Below are 17,382 nucleotides of genomic sequence, written 5' to 3'. Positions count from 1 at the left end.
CTAATTCAGGGGGAAAGAAATTTTCTCAGACCCCACAAGCATTGCAAATCAAGGACTTCGGGTTATGAAAAACCCTCGATAGACTGAGCGTCGGACACAAACCGAGCGGCTATTGCATGCAAGTGCGCATGTGCCCAAGGAGCGGAAGGGTGTTTAAACGCGCCAATGATGTCATCCAAAGTACCGGCAGCTAAGTGACCGAGTAGCCCTACGACTTGAGCCAACGTCGAGTTGAACGAAGGTCCTAACGTTGGATTACCAGTGGGCCCCAACATGGCTCGTACCTGCTGGGAAGACGGATGAACGGGTATCGAAAAGGCTGAATACATACGAGCGTACCGTTCAGTGTATTTGTAATCACTCCGCGATTTATCCAATTCCTTGCACACCGTCTTTAGAGAGCAACTGACCTGTTGTTTGCCAGCCAGAGCCTTGACCCCGCCGTCAGGTTGCTGTTTAGCAAATTCCCACCACCACCATTGGCTGACGGGACGTTCGGGAAACTGGTTCTTAACCGTGTTCCAATTCGCCTTGACGCGGGACCTCTCTTGGGCTGAAGGACCAAATGGGACCTGGGTCCCCGTGGCCTGCTCGACTTCTTCAATGCCTTTAAGATGATAGTACTGTTGCGCAGTCTGGAATTCTCCAAAGAGCTGGGAACGGGCACTCGGACTAGCCAACATAAACTGCACCGAGATGTCCGCCTCAAAAAGGTTCCGCAGAGTACTCGCCGTCTCAGCCAGAGCGCCCATTTGGACACATCCAAGTGCTCCCCAAAGTCCGTGACAGACTCTGGCGTAGAGCGTTGGCAACCCCGATAAGGCGGCATTCGGTGGTTCGAAGAGCTTGCCCTCCTCTACCATGTAATTGGCTACATAAACGAGATCGTGTAGGTCGGTTACCATCGAGGCTAGTTTTGCCTGGTTTCCTGCAAGAAACTGGCTCATGCCACCCGTGATTGTCGATTTGTATTGAGCAAAACCTGAGTCACCAACGGTATTCATTACCTATTCCTCCATTCAGATTGAACCAACCTGCTATGCAGGGAATTGTTTCCATTCTTGCACTAGTCCAATGTTACCACATTCAGGAAAATGTTCTTGCGTCGGGAAGCTCAACGCGAGTTGCTTAACGATACGAATAATCTGCTATCCGGCCCGTTAACAGCCCATTCGCCTCGTTAAGTTTAGGTCCACAAGATGCCGTAGGAGACGACGCGAAACGCCGGGGTTTCCCCGGCGTCAGCGCAGAACTTTATTACCAAACATCAATAGGCGGCACAGTCTATACCGTCATTCCACGGTCACGGATTTAGCGAGATTACGCGGTTGGTCGACGTCTTGACCGCACTTAACAGCAGTCCAATAGGCCAGCATTTGAAGCGGTAGAGCTGCTAATGCCGGCGCGAGCAGCGCGTTTGGCACCCGAATGGGAATGAGATGATCCACTGGAACCCGAGTTTTGAGCCGATCATCAACGATCGCCCACACCTCAGCCCCCCGCGCCTTCACTTCGAGGATATTAGAGATGCTCTTTTCTGCCACGCTGTCTTCGGTAACAATTGCTACTATCGGCGTTCCGTCTTCAATGAGCGCTAGCGTTCCATGCTTCAGTTCGCCGGCCGCATAGGCTTCGGCGTGAATGTAGGCAATTTCTTTGATTTTCAGCTGCCCCTCCATGGCCAACGCGTAGTCTAGCCCACGCCCGATATAGAAGACATCGCGGTTGGTGGACAGTCTGGACGCCATATCCTCGATGTGTTCCATTTCAGCCAGAATGTCTGCCCCCATCTTAGGAAGGGTCAATAGACTGCGCACTAGGTCAGGGCGAGGCCGACCATGAACGTCCGCCAGCGCAAGCGCCAACAGTGTTAACACAAGAATCTGGGTAGTGTAGGCTTTAGTGGAGGCAACGGCAATTTCGGGTCCGGCGTGCGTATAGACTACGGCGTCGCTTTCCCGCGCAATCGTGGACCCTACGGTATTGACTAGCGCATAGGTCGGCATTCCCTGTTGCCGCGCGAGATTGATGCAGGCCAAGGTATCTGCCGTTTCACCAGATTGAGACACGGCCATCACAAGCGTGCCTCGCTGCAGCACTGGATCTTGATAACGGAACTCGGAGGCAACAGCCACATCGACAGGAATACGGGCCAACCGCTCGATCAGGGCTTTGCCAATGAGGCCCGCATGATACGCAGTGCCGGCTGCCACAACCTGAATGCGGCGAACCTGTTCCAACTGCGTCTCGGTAAGGCCGAGTTCCTCAACGACAACGCGGTCACCCTCCGTACGGCCTAGAAGGCAATCACCCCACACGTCCGGTTGCTCCATAATTTCTTTCAGCATGAAATGAGCATATCCGCCCCGTTCCGCCTGGCGAATATCCCAGTCAATGGTCAACGGCTGCCGAACGATGGCCGTTCCGGCCATGTCGGTAATGGTTACGTTATCCGGTTCTACCACCGCCATATCCCCATTTTCGAGCACCACGGCTTGCCGGGTGGCGGACAAAAAGGCGCTGAAGTCCGAAGCCACATAGTTGACGCCCTCCCCCAAACCGATTACCAGCGGACTGGATCGGCGTACGGCCACAATCTTGTCCGGCTGAGTGGAACAAATGGCTAGGAAGGCGTACGCGCCGCTCAACCGCTTTTCCGCTCGTTGCACGGCTTTGACCAAATCCTGCTGAGCCCCGTATTCCTCCAACAAATGGGGAATGACTTCCGTATCGGTATCAGAAGCGAAGCGATGGCCCTTCTCCTCTAACTCCTGTTTCAACTCCTGAAAGTTCTCGATGATGCCGTTGTGCACCGTAGCAATGGTCCCGCTGCAATCGGTATGCGGGTGCGCATTTTCATCCGTAGGACGTCCATGGGTTGCCCAACGGGTATGGCCGATTCCGCAGGGCACTCCCCGCGGCATACCGCCAATGATTTGCCCCAAAGCTTCCAACTTGCCGCGGGTCTTTTTGAGGGCAATTCCGCCCGCTTCCGCCAGTGCGATCCCAGCGGAGTCATAGCCCCGATATTCAAGTCGCTTCAGGCCATCAAAAATAAACGGCAAAGCATCTCCCTCTTTGCCGACGAATCCGACAATCCCGCACATGAGACTCGCCTCCATCGATAGAGTGAGTCGGTCCCAGCCGCACGGTTTTGTGTCGCCCTTGCGGACTACCTTTGTCCGTGATTTAACGGCTGCTGGGAAGCCGGAGGTCACCCGCCGAAATTTCGAGATCCCTCTCCTCGTCACCCCCATCATGCCCCTGGGGGTCCGGCGCTCGGCTCTACGCTTAAGCCTCAGCCGACTCCAAGGCTTGACGCACTCCCGTTTCGAGCCGGTGAGCCCACTCATTGATCAGTTCCACATCCCTCCCTTCAAGCATGATGCGAAGCAATGGCTCCGTCCCGGATGGACGAATCAGCACGCGGCCATCTTCCCCGAGCGCTGCTTCTGCTTCTGCGACGGATTTGCGCAGACCCGGAATCGCCGTCCAGTCCCTCACGGGTTCCGCCAGTGGCACATTTCTAAGAATTTGGGGATAGCGGACCAAGGGCGCCACAGCTTCTTCTAGCGTGCAGCCCATTTCCCCTAACGCGGCCATCAGAGCCAACCCCGTCAAAACCCCATCACCGGTTTCGGTCCACTCTTTTAATATGACGTGGCCGGACTGTTCGCCACCCAGTGCCACGCCGCGACTCCTCATCTCCTGCGCCACCCAGCGATCCCCAACCGGCGTGCGCAACAATTCGATGTTCTCCTCTTCCAGTGCCCGCTGCATCCCTAAATTGGTCATCACGGTGGCCACGACCTGGTTGTGCGGCAACTTGCCGTTGGCCTTCAAGTCGCGAGCCAGAACATAAAGGATTTCGTCGCCATCTACGATCCGACCGGTGGCGTCCACCGCGATGACCCGATCGGCATCCCCGTCAAAGGAGAGTCCAATGGCGGCTCCGGACCGCAGAACCGCTTCTCGCACCTTCTCAGGATGGGTGGCCCCGCAATCGACATTGATGAGCTCACCCAGGGGTTCACCGTGCAAAACCTCAGCTGGGATACCAAGGGCTTGAAAAATGGCCGGGGCCGTTCGTCCAGCGGCGCCATGGCCCACATCCAACACCACTTTCCATTCCGGCAAACGTCCGGCAAAAATGCTTAGCAGGCGGTTTTGATAGATGGCCGGCGCGGCGTCCTGATACGCATGCTGCTGCCCAATATGGTGGGCATCGGGGGCGGGCCAATCCTTGTCGGCAATGGCCTGCTCCACTGCGGCCTCCGCCTCTGGCTCCCACTTGCGTCCCGCCACGTCCAACAGCTTAATGCCGTTATATTGCGGAGGGTTGTGCGACGCGGAGATCATCACCCCGGCGTCTGCCTTCATGGCACCAATAAGATAGGCGAGAGCAGGGGTCGGTACCACGCCGGCCAGCATCACATCCACCCCCGACTCCATAAAGCCGGCCGACAACGCGGCCTCCAAGAGTGGGCCGGATATGCGGGTATCCCGTCCAATGAGAACCCGAGCCGGACGCGGTAGATGCCGGGCCGTCCCCTTTGCAATGGCGTAAGCCAACTCCGCTGTTAAGGTTTGATTCGCGATGCCTCGCGCACCATCGGTGCCAAATAGCGACAACCCAATCCCGCCTTCTCTCTAAAGGTGTGTAGAACTACCCTATTAACTCCCCTTGGTAATGGTGACAGTCACCGTCACCTGACCAGAACTTACCAGGCTGGTGCCGGACGGAAGCTGAACCGGCACCGATTCGGTAATGGTCTTGGTCGCTCCCGACACGTTGACCGGCACCGTAAAGATGTGGTTCAACCCGGCCAATGTCTGGGTTGTCCCAGAAACGGTCACCGACGACGGATATACATTGATTTGCGAGACGGTATAGCCCGACGCGGGCTGCCCGGTGAGTTTGGACACCACCGGCAACACCTTCTCAGGTGGTTTCTTCTTGATCGTCGCCGTGACCGCGGCGGTGGGCGGATCAACCTGCACTTTCGGAACCACCCGACCGGCCGCATTGACCGGTTCCAACACCACATCCTGGCTAAATGTCGTGTTATGCCCGGACAGCGACACCGTCCCTGCTACCGCCTTCACCTGTCTCAGTGCATTGGTGGGACCCGATACCGTGGCGTCCTTGATGCTGCTGGAATAATTGGATAGCTCATAACCCGCTGCCGGCTGTCCGCCCAAATGCACCTCCACTGGTCGCTTAGTATTGCCAATCCGGGCTACAGTTACCTCCACACGGCTCGGCGTTACCGACACCGGCGTCACCCCAGCCGGCACCGAAGCGGACACCTTCAGGAGATAGGTGCCAGGACTCTTAATATTGGACAGATTGACCAGGGCCGAGACACTGGCGGTCGAACTGCTGTTCACCGAGCTCGGTGGACCACTAATTTGAACCGTCACCGTTCCCGGGTTCAATGACAGCACCGTCAAATGCGGGTTGATGGTCGACCATCCCACGGCCACCCCCTGAATGGTGTGGTTTTCGTTTGGAACATGCGCCGCCGGACCGGCCCGAAACCAAATAAAGATGGCCACAATCACGGACAGAATCTTGAGAAAGGTGTTGTTCTCCAAGAGGCGGTCAGTCATGGCTGCGCCCCCCGATGCCATAGGCGAAGCGGCGGGTGAGGACGGGGCCTAAGATAGCGCATCAACATTTCACGAAGAGCCCGATCCTCCAGCCGCCGATACAGGCGGCCTTCCGCGGCGATGGATATCCACCCGGTCTCCTCCGAGACGGCCACAGAAATGGCGTCCGATTGCTCGCTAATGCCGATGGCGGCGCGGTGGCGGCTTCCCAGTTCGCTTCCCGGCTGGGCGCTTTCGGTGAGCGGAAGGAAGGCTGCCGCTGCCACTACCCGATCGCCGCGAATAATGCAGGCGCCATCGTGAAGGGGTGTGTTGGGCACGAAGATGTTTTCCAACAAGGCGGCACTCACCACGGCGCCGATGGGCGTGCCGGTGGCGACATACTCTTGCAGCCCCGTTTGCCGCTCAATCACCATTAAGGCCCCCGTTCGGCTCCGGGACAGACGGTCGGCTGCCCGTGCCACCTCATCAATCACGTGCGCCACATCCACTTCCTCATTGCGGGCCAAAAGATTTTCGGAAAAAAACCGGCCTTGCCCCAATTGCTCCAAGGCTCGGCGCAACTCCGGCTGGAACACAATGGGGATGGCAACGATTAGCATGGTCTGGATGTCCTGCAGCACCATATGGGTAGCGGACAACTTTAGCCATTTAGAGATAGGAACCGCCAACAGCAGCAGAGCAATGCCCTTGATGAGCTGCACTGCGCGGGTGCCGCGTATCAAGAGAAATAACCGATATATGCCGTACGACACGATGGCGATGTCCACGATGGAGATGAACCAGGAGAACGCCGTCATGTTATGAATAAACGATAGCACCAAATCACACCCGCGTCCTGAAAATTCCCCTCTTAGGTTACCACAGTTAATCCCAAACACCATGTCCGTATCCGGTTATCCCGGTATGCTAGACTGGTGATGCGGACGAGCCTAACCCTGAATACCGACGAACGACGGGGCCCGTGCACAACCAAGTTTTGAAGGTCATTTTTTGAGGAGGGACAACATGGATCGTCGCGCCCAGAGTGCGTCCACCCGGTCTGTTCTGTGGCGCAGCTACCGCATTACCTTCCTCTTCGTGTCTATCATGGTGGAGCTCATTTGGCAGGCACTCACCTTAAAAAATCAACCCCCGGACGTGGCGGAACCGCGCCGTACTGCCCTGTACCAACGCCAAGCAACTCGCTTTCGCCGCCGCGCGGAGGAAATGGGGGGCCTTCTCATCAAAGTCGGCCAATTTCTGTCTAGCCGCGTGGACCTCCTTCCCAAACCCTATTTAGACGAGCTGGCTAAACTGCAAGATAGTGTCCAGGCCGCGCCTTGGGCCGCTGTCCGGCCCATTTTGGAAAAGGAGCTGGGCTCGCTTTCCGATCACTTTGTGTGGTTTGGCGAAACGCCGGTCGCGGCCGCATCCTTAGGTCAAGTTTACGAAGCGGTCCTCAAGGACGGCCCACGTGTCGCTGTCAAAGTGCAGCGTCCCGGTATTCATCGCATTGTCGAAGCTGACCTGAAGGCACTCGGATGGGTTGTTTCCTTAGCCACCCGTTTTTCACACTTTGGGCGCACGTTTGACCTACGGACGGTGCTGCGCGAATTTCGCCGCTTGGTCTTTGAGGAATTGGACTATCATCGCGAACTCACGAACACGGAAGCCATCCGCGAGGACTTGGCCGCCGATCCAACCGTCGTGGTCCCTGAAACCTTTCCCGCCCTTTCCACCGGCCGTGTGCTGGTGATGGAATTCTGCGAGGGCATCAAAATCGATCGGGTGGCTGAACTCGAAGCGCACAACATTTCGCGCGCACAGGTGGCGGAACGGGTCATCCGCCTGTATCTCCACATGGTGTTGGAATCGGGTCTATATCATGCCGATCCTCATGCGGGGAACCTCTTAGTGGATGATGACGGCCGCATTGTGCTTTTAGACTACGGCATGGTGGGAAGCCTCGACTTAGCCACCAAACGCCACATCCGCCACATTTTTGTGGCCGTCTCCACCCGCGACCCGGGGGCTCTCATTGAGGCCATGTCGGCCATCGGCATGATCCGCCCGGACGCAGACATCGCGGCGCTTCGCCGCCGCCTCAGCTATCTCTTCGACCGCTATTACGCCGAAACCTTGGATCAGTTGGGGAATCTGGATATCCCGCAAATGCTGCGCGATGCGGAAAGCATTTTGCGCGACCAGGCCATTCAAGTGCCCGGCTACTTTGCTTTCTTAGGCCGCGCCATCGCCATATTGGTGGGGCTGTCGACCGCCATCTATCCCGAAATCAACCTGATAGAACTCTTTACCCCCTACGTGCGCCGCTTTGTCACCGAGGAGGCTGGCGGGACAGCGGGCTATATGGCTCAGCACGCCAAGCGCTATGCCCGTACCCTTGCCGAACTGCCCCTCCTTTCCGCCAAGGTGCTCCACACATTGGACCAAGGGAACCTCGAGACGCAAATCGAATGGGTCCGCGGGCAGACGGAATTGGCGCGCGTAAATCGCTCCGTGCGCCTTCTCTCCAGCAATCTCTCAGCCGTTGGCCTGGTCATTGCCGGTGTCATGGCGCTCGGAAACCACACGCTCTGGCTGGGGCGTGTGCTTTTGGCGATTGGAGCCCTCGTCTTTTTAGCTGGGCGTATCGGCCGAAAGCGGTAGCACCATCACCCAAAACGAGCCGCTGGCGGCGCTGAATGTGCGAACAATGGCAAAGCCAAGCCGTTGATAGAGGCGGACAGCGCGCTGATTGCGGGTGGCGACGGTGAGGCGAAACCCAGCGATTGGAGAACTGCGCGCAAGCACCTCCAGCACATCTTCAAGAAACGGGCCGCCCAGCCGCCGGCCAGTAAGATCGGGCCGCAACCCCAACCCGACATCCAGATAGTTCTCGCTATACACGCCGTCCGGCACCCGCGCGGCCACACCGGTGCAATAGAAAGCGGCCACCCGCCCGGACGTGTCTCGGGCAACATGATAGGAGCCATCGAGAAGTTCCGCCAGCACTTCGGGCGCCGGTTCGAGATTGTAGAAGTCGAAGGGAGGCGGGTACCGCCACTGAACCACCTCACCAGCAGCCTCCGGGGTCATGGGTCCCATAATCCATGTGCTTCGCGGAAGCTGGATCATACGCTCTCTTCCGCCGCCGGAGGTTCCATGGGCCCGGACTTTTGCCGCATAAAGCGCCCGTCGGCCCACGCCACCCCCGCCAAAATTGCCACCGCACCTACCCCCTCCAAAATGCCGAGCCGTTCGCCCAAAAACACCCAGCCGGCCACCGCTGCCACCAACGGAATAATATACAGCATCAAAGAGGCCCGTCCGGCTCCTAAGCTGGCAACGGCGGTCTGCCAGAGTGAGAGCCCCATCAGAGTCACAAAAATAATGGTGTAGAGAAGTGGCCATACCGTACTGCCACCCGCCTGCCACGGTGCGGCGAAATTTACAAAGGGCAATAATCCCAACGCCCCGATCAGGCTAATCCATCCTGTCTGCGCAAGCCCCGTCACCGACACCCGAAAATGGTCCGTAATGAGGGCAAAAGCACTCCAAGACGCCGCGGCTCCCAGCGCGAAGACATCCCCAAGATACCCGCCGCCGTGAAGCGAAGCGCGCGCCAATAGCGCCACGCCCGCGAACGATAGAGCCGCCCCCCACCAGATGTGTTGACCCATGACCCGTCTCTGGACGACACGCTGCCAGAGCAGCGTCAAGAGCGGTGACAGGTTGAAAATGAAGGCTACATTTGCAGAAAGCGTCAAGTTTAGTGCGGTTGAGAAGAGCCATTGATAGAGGGAGACCCCGACCAATCCCATGACCACGATGCCGAGCCACTCGCGCCGCCCTCGCGGCCGCTTTCTAAGAGTCCAAGGCAACGCAAAAAGGGCGGTGCCAACAAACCGCCAAAAAACGAAATCCACTGGGGACAGCTGGGCGACCCCAATTTTGGTCACCACATAGTTAATTCCCCAACTGAGCACGATGAGCGAAATCCCTAGTTCCCCGCGTCGGTCGCTCTTCAAGGTCGCGTGCGGGCCGCCGTTCCCACGAAGTACGCCAACGCCTGCATTTCCAGGGTGAGGTCAATGTCTTGCACGAAGACTTCTGGATTGCCCACGGTAAGCGAGGTGGGCGCAAAGTTTAAAATGGCGTGCACCCCCGCCGCCACTAAGCGGTTGCACACCGCCTGCGCTCCCGCCGCCGGGACGGTAATGATGCCCATCCCGATGTCCCGCTCAGCAATCAAGTCCTCCAAGTGGTCTAGCGGCTCCACCGTCAAATGCCCCAGCGCTGTGCCTATCACCACAGGGTTGATGTCCACGACGGCGCTAATGACCACGTCACTGGCCATTTCGTCGGTGTGGCGTACGAGGGCCGTACCCAGTCGGCCGGCTCCCACCACCACAGCCCGCACCCCTTGATCCAGCTGCAGTATGTGGCGAATTTCCTGCGTCAGCATGGATACGTCATAGCCCACCCCGCGGGTGCCAAAGGCCCCGAAGTAGGCGAGGTCCTTGCGCACCTGCTCAGAGGAATAACCGGAAGCCTGACCTAAGGTCTCCGAGGTCACGCGGTCCAGACCTGTCAGTGTCAATGCCCGAAGATACGCAGGCAGGCGCCGAATGGTGGTCTCCGGTATTTTTCGCAACTTGCCGTCATGTCGCTGCATTAATGATCCCTAACTCCTATAAATTCCGCTACATCTTCGAGCGCCTGCCGTTCGGGACCGGAAGACACTTCGGCAAGAGCCTCGCGGGCCGCCTGCAAGTGTTCGCCAGCCCGTCGCTGACAATACGCGAGCGCGCCACTCTCAACCAGGAGCTCCCGCACGGCATCTACCGACTCCGCCCCCTGTTCGAGCGCCGCCTTAAGCGGCGCCCGGAACTCTGGTGTCTCCAATCCATGAATTACCGGAAGCGTGTAGATGCCCGCCGCGATATCCTCCCCCACCGCCTTGCCCAACCGTTCAGGGTCGGCGGTCCAATCCAGCAAGTCATCAATCACCTGATACGCTAGGCCAATATGGTGCCCATAACGGCCCAGCGCATCCTGAACCGACTGCGGAGCCCGAGAAGCCACCGCGCCTAGCCGGCAGCAAGCCTCTAGGAAATGGCCGGTCTTGGCCTCGATGCGCCGCCAATAGGCGGCCTCCGAGGCGATTTTGCCCTGATCCAGATGCTGGCTGATTTCCCCGGTAGACATCACATAGACCACATCCGCGGCCAAATTCACAATTTCCGGCCGTCCCGTTGCCGACAGCAGTTGGAAGGCGCGGGCGAAAAGGAAATCACCCGCCAGCACCGCCACTGGATTTGAGAATTTGGAGCGCACGGCCGGGATTCCCCGACGCATGTCGGCTTCGTCAATGATGTCGTCATGCACCAAGGTAGCCATATGAATCATCTCAACCCCCGAGGCCACGTCCAACAAATCGGACGCAACCGCCGGGGCCTGGCCAAATTGCCCAGCCAATAACACCAGCGCGGGCCGAAGCCGTTTGCCACTGGCCTCCTGTAAATAGTCCGATACTTCGCGAACGACCGGGTTGTGCTGCTCCAGCACTTCCTTCAGCCGTCGGTCGACAGCTGCCATTTGGTCAGCTATCAGGGTGAACAGGCCCAATCGCGTAGCTCCTTTAACGGGTTTGCAATGAAACAGAAGAGTCTCCGCTCCATCATATCATGCCGAAAAGCCGCTTAGCGCAACCAATAGAAAGCAGCTGAGTGATTTACGATATGCACCACGGGTGCCGGGTAGACGCCTAGTCCGATGGTCCCAACCACCGCCACCACCAGCACAATGGCCCCAGCCAAGGGCCAACGGATCGGTTGGGTGTCAACCTCGCCGCTGGGAGCAGAAAAGGCCCGCTGCAAGGGGCGGACATAGGCTGCCAACCCGACCATCGCACCGACCACCAATCCAATCGCCAAGCCCGGCTGGTTGGCAAACAGCGCCGCTTGAATGAGATAGAACTTGCCGACAAAGCCTCCTGTCAAGGGAATGCCGGCCATAGACAGCATGGCAACGGCTAAAAAGCCGGCCAGCCACGGAGAGCGGCGATAGAGTCCCGACAAGTCATTAACCGTCAGGCTTTCCCGTTCACCCGCCACCATGTAAATCACGGCAAACGCGGCCAACACGGCTAAGCCGTATGGCAACAGGTAGAACAACAAGGCTCGCGCCCCGAACATATTGTGCGCGGCAATTCCCACCAAGAGATAGCCGGCGTTGGCAATTCCGGAATAGGCCAGCAACCGCTTAAGATCCTTTTGCGCCAAGGCCAATAGATTGCCGACCACCATGGTGAGAACCGCCAAATAGCCCAGAGCCGGGCCCCACCAGCCGGTGTCCAAGGAAAACCCAAAGAAGAGAAAGCGCATTAAGATGGCCGCGGCTCCGACTTTGGTGCCAAAAGCCATATAGCTGGTCACCGGCGTGGGCGAACCCTCGTAGACGTCCGGGATCCACATGTGGAACGGCACAATGCCCAGTTTGAAGGTGAGCCCAACCACCGTCAGCGCCAGTCCCCCGGCCGCTAACGGGAAAATCATATGGGACGGATCCAACTGCGTGAAAACCATTGTGCCGGACGATCCATATAAGAGGGCTAAGCCAAACAGCAGGATGCCGCTAGAAAACGCCCCCAACAGCAAATACTTCAGCCCTGCTTCACCACTCGGTCCGGGCCCGTGGCTGGCGGCGAGGATATAGAGCGGCAACGACAACAGCTCAATGCCGATAAACAGCACGATGAAGTTGTTGGCCATTCCCAGCACCATCATGCCCAGCATGGCCAAGAGCACCAACACGGGGAAGTCTGGGCCATATCGCCGGTCGTTCCAGCCAATCAGCAGCGCTCCGCCCGCTGCTAGTAGAACCAGTCCGTTAACCACCAAGCTAAAGGCATCCACTGACAACCCATGAGCATAAAGCGATGCCGGGAAGCCTGGGCTTCCCCAATCCACTACGGTAATAAGGCCTGAAGCGACAATTGTGGTCAGGGCCACCCAATAGGCTTGAATGGAGCGCGCCTTAAACGCCATGACGGAAAACATGGTGATGAAGATGCCAATGATCACACTATACTCGGGCCACAAGGCGTAGCTCATCAGCGCACGCCTCCTTTCCCTAACGCCACATGCATGGCGTGATAAAGAGACGGAACCGCATGGCTGGTAATCCCGGCAGGCCACACGCCCAACAAAATCACCAAACCAGCCAAGGGCACCAGCCATACCACCTGACCTGTAAACAGATCCTTGATGCCGCTGGTGCGCACAGGTCCCTGCATCACGCCTTGGAACACCCGGAGCATATACCAGGCAGCCACAATCAGCACAAACCCCGCAATGACAGCGAAAACCACATGGGAAATGATGAGCCCCTGAATAATCATGTACTCACCCGCGAATCCCGGAAGGCCCGGAAGTCCCAGTGTCCCTAGCACGAAGAAGAGGAAATAGGCCGCCAGGCGGGGCGCCGAACGGTTCAAGCCCGCCAGCTCTGCCATCGAGCGGGTGCCGGTGCGCTTCTCCAAAAGCCCCAGCACCAAGAACAAGCCGCCCACCATCAATCCGTGAGCCACCATGTAGAAGGTGGTGCCAAGCAATCCCGCTTGGGTCAGGGAGAATATCCCCAATGCCATCATGGCCATGTGGGACAAGGAGCCATAGGCAGTCACCATCTTCATGTCGGTTTGCCGCAGCGCCATGAACGCTCCATACAAGAGTCCGATGGTGGCCACAATCAAAAGCCACATCTGGTATTGGTGAAACTGGGGCATAAAGATGGGAATCATCACCCGAAGAATCCCGTAAATGCCCGCCTTCGACAAGACGCCGGAAATAATGGCCGTCACCGGCGATTCAGACTCGCGATAGGTTTCCGGCATCCATCCGTGCAAGGGCCAGAGCGGCGCCTTGATGGCAAAGGCCACCAGAAAGGCGAAGAACAGCCAGCTGGCTACCCCGCTGGCCATTGACATGTGGCTCAGCTGGGCGATTTCAAAGGTAAAGCCGCCCCCGTTCTGATTGTGGATGACCGCCAGGGCGACCACCCCCACCAACATGAAGAAGCTTCCGACCAAGTTCATAACCAGCCACTTCATGGCGGCCTTCCGACCCTTTTCTCCCGACCATCCCGTCAGAAGGAAGAAGACCGGAATCAGCAGCACCTCCCAGAACACATAGAAGACAAACAAGTCCACCGCCGCGAAGAGACCGAAGGTGGAAAACGCCAGCACCAGCACCCAGAAGTAGTAAGTCCGGCCTGCCTCCTTATTGGATGCCAACACCGCCACCACAAACATGACGGCTGATAGCCCTAACAGGAACAGCGAGAGTCCGTCAGCGACCAAGTGGAAGCGGATGCCCCACTTGGGGATCCAGGCCCAATTGATGGATGCGCGGCTAATGAACAGCAAGCCGGCATAACCCAGCAACGTCAGCACGCTGGTGATGGCCGCAATCCCTTTGGCAGCCCGATCCGGGGCCACCAAGGCTGCGATGGCGCCCAAGAGCGGCACCGCTAAAAGCCATACCAAAAACATGTCCTAGCCTCCTTAGCCTTACGAGATGAATCCGACGCGAATCAGGTAGTAGGCCAACAACGCCACGCCGCCGACCATAATGGAGAGCGCGTAGCGCCGCACGTAGCCGGTCTGGATGGGAGCCAAGTCGCTGGCCCAGGCCTGAATGCCCACAGCGATTCCGGCTACCCCGCCCAAAATGGCCCGCTCCACCAGCAACATGCCGTCGCCCAATACCTTCAACGGATTGACTACGATAGCCATCCACACCGCATCCATCCCCCAGGCCTTCAGCATCCAAAGACCCGGTGCCTGATTGGTGCCGGCCTTCGGTGCCGTGTCACGGCGAATGTACAACAGGTAGGCGACAATAAAGGCGATGACTGCCAGAGCCACCGTGATAATCGTGCCGAACATCGGCCCCGACTCCAATGCTGCGTGCGATGCGCCCGGATAGAGACGAAAGGCGGGAGCCAACCAGCCATTCAGCCAGCCGCCAAAGAACCCCCCGATTGTGGACAGCACCCCTAAAATCACCACCGGGATGGTCATGACCAAAGGCGCTTCATGCGCGTGATCGTAAAGATGCTGATTGCGCGGCTTGCCAAAGAAGGTCAGGAAGAAGAGACGGAACATATAGAAGGTGGTCATTCCGGCCGTAAACACGCCAATGCCCCAGATGAAATAATGGCCCGAGTTGTACGCCTGACCCAAGATGGCTTCCTTGGAGAAGTAGCCGGAAAACGGCGGGATACCGGAGATGGCCAAGGTAGCCGCTAAGAAGCTGGCCATCGTCCACGGCATTTTCTTCCACAACCCACCCATCTGGCTCAAATCCTGCTCGGCCTGCAGCGCATGGATGACGCTTCCTGCCGCCAGGAAGAGACAAGCCTTGAAGAAGGCGTGGGTCATGAAGTGAAATACACTGGCGGTATAGGCGCTGACGCCAATCCCAAGGAACATGTAGCCCAACTGACTTAATGTCGAATAGGCCAGCACCTTCTTGATGTCTTGCTGGAAAAAGGCGACGCTGGCCGCGAAGATGGCCGTAAAGGCGCCGATGAGACCTATGAGCTCATGAGTTACGGGGGCGAGCCGCAAGAGCGGGTAAAGCCGCGCCATCAAATAAACGCCGGCGGTCACCATGGTGGCCGCGTGAATTAAGGCCGACACAGGGGTGGGACCCTCCATGGCATCGGCCAGCCACATGTGCAGCGGGAATTGTGCCGATTTGGCCATCGCGCCGACATACAGCAGGAAGGCGCTCCACTCGAAGAAAGCCGAGCCCGGCTTGGCCGTGCTAAAGGCTTGGAACAAATGGGTGTAGCCGACCCCGTGATAGTGGATGTATAAGAGCGCCAAACCCAACAAAATCCCGATATCGCCCAAGGTATTCATGACAAACGCCTTCTTGGCGGCGGCAACGGCGGTCGGCCGCTCGTACCAGAACCCAATCAGGAAATACGAGGCCAACCCCACCAGTGCCCAACCAATCAAGAGCACAATGAGATTGCCCGCCAGCACCAAGAGCAGCATGGAAAAGATGAAGAAGTTCAGATAGGAAAAGAAACGCGCCTCACCCGCATCATCGTGCATATAGCCGATGGAGTAGATGTGAATCAACGCCCCGACACCGGTAATAATGAGCAGCCACACCGCCGACAGCGGATCGAGATATAGTCGGAAGTGAATCGTCGGACCAAATCCTGTGGCCCAGTTCCACAACACGCCGGAGAAGACGCGGTGGCTGGCTCCTAAGGCATGAACCCGACTGTCAGCAAGGATGCTCAAGATGAAACTGACCACCACGAGAAAGCTGGCCCAAATCCCTGGCAGCTTCTTGGGCATCAGTCCCTTGAATGCGGTGATGGTCGCGGCTCCCAAGAGCGGCAAGACCAAAATCTCCACTAAACCCTGCATTCTGTAAACGCCCCTTCAAAGCGTAGTCGCTATCTAGCCTTTCAGCTCCGAAACCTCATCAATATCTAAGCGATGGCGATGGTGAAACACCGAGACAATAATCGCCAAGCCGATGCCCACCTCGGCTGCAGCCGTGCCGATAATGATAAAGGCCATCACCTGCCCATTCATGGCGTGAAACGACCGTGCGTAGGCCACAAACACTAAGGCCGCAGCGTTCCACATCATCTCGGCAGCCATAAACATAATCAACGGGTTCTTGCGAACCAGCACACCCACGGCACCAATGGCAAACAGCACCGCACCCAATCCGACGACGTCGTTCAGCGGTATCATGATGACTCGCCTTCCTCCTTCCAGCGCGTCCGGGTCTTCTGCTCGCGCCGGGGTCGATTGAGCACCAGCACCCCAACGGCCGCCGTGAGCAGCATCAAGGCCACCGCCGCTAGATAGATGAAGTCCGGACCCCAGAGAATGGCGCCCATGCCGTGCAGATTGCCAAAGTTGTGCGGGAGTGCCAAATTAATGGACTGACTTGGATACTTGACGGCCAATACCGCCAACCCGCCGCCCATCAACACCGCTAAAATGAGGGCCCAGCCCCGCTGCCCTACCAGCTTGTCTTTAGGCTCGCGGTCATCCTTACCCGCAGTTAACAGCGTCACCACGAACAGGAACAAAACCATGATGGCGCCCGCATAGACAATCACTTGCGCGGCGGCCATAAACTCGGCCGACAGCAATATATAGAAGATGGCCAAGGACAAGATGTTGAGAATCAAAAACAATGCGCTGTGCACCGGTTGGCGGGCAACGATGACGCCAAACCCGCCCACCAGCGCAATAATCGCCAGAATGATAAACCCAATCATGACCGATCGGTCACCTCATTTCCGAATGGCTGGATGGAGCAGCTCTTCCTTGTCGGCGATCATGCTCTCGCGATCATAAGCCGCCAACTCATTAAACGGCGTCAGCCGCACCGCATTGGTCGGGCAGGCCTCTTCGCACATGCCGCAGAAAATGCAGCGAATTAAATCCACCTCGTAGTCCACCGAATAGCGATTGGTCCAGGAGACCGGCTTGTCATTCGGCGCCTCAGCCGCGACCACCCGGATGGCGTGCGCCGGGCACACCGCTTCGCATAGGCCGCATCCGACACACAACTCATGCCCTTCTTCATCCTTGGCCAACATGTGCTTGCCCCGGAAACGGGGCGAATATTCGCGCCGCTTTTCCGGGTAGGGATAGGTGTCCCGAGGCTCGCCCAGCGCCTTGAAGGTGGTCCCCAACCCTTTAGCGATGGCCTTGATTCCGTCCAGCATGACGATCCC

16 protein-coding genes are annotated in these 17,382 nt (G+C 57.8%); 1 reads left to right on the top strand and 15 read right to left on the bottom strand.

Annotation, left to right across the window (positions count from 1 at the left end; genetic code table 11):
- Positions 1–62 precede the first annotated feature (62 nt).
- The 5 genes from HIJ39_RS10050 to cdaA all read right to left on the bottom strand — a co-directional run bounded on the left by HIJ39_RS10050 (position 63) and on the right by cdaA (position 6,413).
- Entirely contained in the window at positions 63–1,004 is a 942-nt protein-coding gene (locus HIJ39_RS10050) for a DUF5677 domain-containing protein (RefSeq protein ID WP_169099230.1), read from the bottom strand.
- 288 nt (positions 1,005–1,292) lie between these two features.
- A complete protein-coding gene (gene glmS / locus HIJ39_RS10045; RefSeq protein WP_169099228.1) occupies positions 1,293–3,107 on the bottom strand; it encodes a glutamine--fructose-6-phosphate transaminase (isomerizing) in 1,815 nt (604 codons plus the stop codon).
- 184 nt (positions 3,108–3,291) lie between these two features.
- Positions 3,292–4,632 (bottom strand): phosphoglucosamine mutase, encoded by a 1,341-nt coding sequence (gene glmM / locus HIJ39_RS10040; RefSeq protein ID WP_207711596.1) that lies wholly within the window; start codon positions 4,630–4,632, stop codon positions 3,292–3,294.
- A 42-nt stretch (positions 4,633–4,674) separates the two neighbouring features.
- Positions 4,675–5,613, bottom strand: coding sequence for a CdaR family protein (locus HIJ39_RS10035; protein ID WP_169099226.1), 939 nt, complete (start codon positions 5,611–5,613; stop codon positions 4,675–4,677).
- Complete coding sequence (cdaA, locus tag HIJ39_RS10030) at positions 5,610–6,413, bottom strand: diadenylate cyclase CdaA (RefSeq protein WP_243239506.1); 804 nt, start codon at positions 6,411–6,413, stop codon at positions 5,610–5,612. Before cdaA ends, HIJ39_RS10035 begins: the two co-directional genes overlap by 4 nt.
- A gap of 208 nt (positions 6,414–6,621) precedes the next feature.
- Between cdaA and HIJ39_RS10025 the strand changes: the two genes are divergently transcribed.
- On the top strand, positions 6,622–8,262 hold the full coding sequence (locus tag HIJ39_RS10025; RefSeq protein ID WP_169099224.1) for an ABC1 kinase family protein: 1,641 nt from the start codon (positions 6,622–6,624) through the stop codon (positions 8,260–8,262).
- On the opposite strand, the gene HIJ39_RS10020 is transcribed toward HIJ39_RS10025, so the two are convergent.
- The 10 genes from HIJ39_RS10020 to HIJ39_RS09975 form a co-directional block, all read right to left on the bottom strand.
- Positions 8,233–8,730 (bottom strand): GNAT family N-acetyltransferase, encoded by a 498-nt coding sequence (locus HIJ39_RS10020; RefSeq protein WP_169099222.1) that lies wholly within the window; start codon positions 8,728–8,730, stop codon positions 8,233–8,235. The two genes, HIJ39_RS10025 and HIJ39_RS10020, sit on opposite strands and share 30 nt — an antisense overlap.
- Positions 8,727–9,623 carry a DMT family transporter gene (locus HIJ39_RS10015; protein ID WP_169099220.1) on the bottom strand — a complete coding sequence of 299 codons (897 nt, stop codon included), beginning with the start codon at positions 9,621–9,623 and terminating at the stop codon, positions 8,727–8,729. The genes HIJ39_RS10020 and HIJ39_RS10015 overlap by 4 nt, the downstream gene beginning before the upstream one ends.
- Positions 9,620–10,270 carry a redox-sensing transcriptional repressor Rex gene (locus HIJ39_RS10010; RefSeq protein ID WP_169099218.1) on the bottom strand — a complete coding sequence of 217 codons (651 nt, stop codon included), beginning with the start codon at positions 10,268–10,270 and terminating at the stop codon, positions 9,620–9,622. The genes HIJ39_RS10015 and HIJ39_RS10010 overlap by 4 nt, the downstream gene beginning before the upstream one ends.
- Positions 10,270–11,223, bottom strand: a complete 954-nt coding sequence (locus HIJ39_RS10005) for a polyprenyl synthetase family protein (RefSeq protein ID WP_243239504.1) — start codon at positions 11,221–11,223, stop codon at positions 10,270–10,272. Before HIJ39_RS10005 ends, HIJ39_RS10010 begins: the two co-directional genes overlap by 1 nt.
- Positions 11,224–11,297: 74 nt before the next feature.
- On the bottom strand, positions 11,298–12,710 hold the full coding sequence (locus HIJ39_RS10000; protein WP_169099216.1) for an NADH-quinone oxidoreductase subunit N: 1,413 nt from the start codon (positions 12,708–12,710) through the stop codon (positions 11,298–11,300).
- On the bottom strand, positions 12,710–14,149 hold the full coding sequence (locus HIJ39_RS09995; protein WP_169099214.1) for a complex I subunit 4 family protein: 1,440 nt from the start codon (positions 14,147–14,149) through the stop codon (positions 12,710–12,712). Before HIJ39_RS09995 ends, HIJ39_RS10000 begins: the two co-directional genes overlap by 1 nt.
- 18 nt (positions 14,150–14,167) lie before the next feature.
- A complete protein-coding gene (gene nuoL, locus HIJ39_RS09990) occupies positions 14,168–16,048 on the bottom strand; it encodes an NADH-quinone oxidoreductase subunit L (RefSeq protein ID WP_169099212.1) in 1,881 nt (626 codons plus the stop codon).
- Between the two features lie 33 nt (positions 16,049–16,081).
- Positions 16,082–16,384, bottom strand: coding sequence for an NADH-quinone oxidoreductase subunit NuoK (nuoK, locus tag HIJ39_RS09985; RefSeq protein WP_207711594.1), 303 nt, complete (start codon positions 16,382–16,384; stop codon positions 16,082–16,084).
- Complete coding sequence (locus tag HIJ39_RS09980; RefSeq protein WP_169099210.1) at positions 16,381–16,920, bottom strand: NADH-quinone oxidoreductase subunit J family protein; 540 nt, start codon at positions 16,918–16,920, stop codon at positions 16,381–16,383. Before HIJ39_RS09980 ends, nuoK begins: the two co-directional genes overlap by 4 nt.
- A gap of 15 nt (positions 16,921–16,935) precedes the next feature.
- The gene (locus HIJ39_RS09975; RefSeq protein WP_169099209.1) at positions 16,936–17,373 is read right to left on the bottom strand and encodes a NuoI/complex I 23 kDa subunit family protein; all 438 of its coding nucleotides are present in this window, start codon (positions 17,371–17,373) and stop codon (positions 16,936–16,938) included.
- Positions 17,374–17,382: the final 9 nt, after the last annotated feature.

Source organism: Sulfobacillus harzensis (assembly GCF_012933365.1).
Taxonomy (GTDB): Bacteria; Bacillota; Sulfobacillia; order Sulfobacillales; family Sulfobacillaceae; genus Sulfobacillus_B; species Sulfobacillus_B harzensis.
The sequence above is the reverse complement of the archived record's forward strand: the minus strand, read 5'-3'. Positions and strand labels throughout refer to the sequence as shown.

Excerpts from the sequence above, each read along its gene's own strand:
- HIJ39_RS10020 (WP_169099222.1), bottom strand. The coding sequence starts at position 8,730 with ATGATCCAGCTTCCGCGAAGCACATGGATTATGGGACCCATGACCCCG.
- HIJ39_RS09975 (WP_169099209.1), bottom strand. The coding sequence starts at position 17,373 with ATGCTGGACGGAATCAAGGCCATCGCTAAAGGGTTGGGGACCACCTTC.
- glmS (WP_169099228.1), bottom strand. The coding sequence starts at position 3,107 with ATGTGCGGGATTGTCGGATTCGTCGGCAAAGAGGGAGATGCTTTGCCG.
- HIJ39_RS10050 (WP_169099230.1), bottom strand. The coding sequence starts at position 1,004 with ATGAATACCGTTGGTGACTCAGGTTTTGCTCAATACAAATCGACAATC.
- nuoK (WP_207711594.1), bottom strand. The coding sequence starts at position 16,384 with ATGATACCGCTGAACGACGTCGTCGGATTGGGTGCGGTGCTGTTTGCC.
- HIJ39_RS10035 (WP_169099226.1), bottom strand. The coding sequence starts at position 5,613 with ATGACTGACCGCCTCTTGGAGAACAACACCTTTCTCAAGATTCTGTCC.
- cdaA (WP_243239506.1), bottom strand. The coding sequence starts at position 6,413 with ATGACGGCGTTCTCCTGGTTCATCTCCATCGTGGACATCGCCATCGTG.
- HIJ39_RS10000 (WP_169099216.1), bottom strand. The coding sequence starts at position 12,710 with ATGAGCTACGCCTTGTGGCCCGAGTATAGTGTGATCATTGGCATCTTC.
- nuoL (WP_169099212.1), bottom strand. The coding sequence starts at position 16,048 with ATGCAGGGTTTAGTGGAGATTTTGGTCTTGCCGCTCTTGGGAGCCGCG.
- HIJ39_RS10010 (WP_169099218.1), bottom strand. The coding sequence starts at position 10,270 with ATGCAGCGACATGACGGCAAGTTGCGAAAAATACCGGAGACCACCATT.
- HIJ39_RS09980 (WP_169099210.1), bottom strand. The coding sequence starts at position 16,920 with ATGATTGGGTTTATCATTCTGGCGATTATTGCGCTGGTGGGCGGGTTT.
- HIJ39_RS10025 (WP_169099224.1), top strand. The coding sequence starts at position 6,622 with ATGGATCGTCGCGCCCAGAGTGCGTCCACCCGGTCTGTTCTGTGGCGC.
- HIJ39_RS09995 (WP_169099214.1), bottom strand. The coding sequence starts at position 14,149 with ATGTTTTTGGTATGGCTTTTAGCGGTGCCGCTCTTGGGCGCCATCGCA.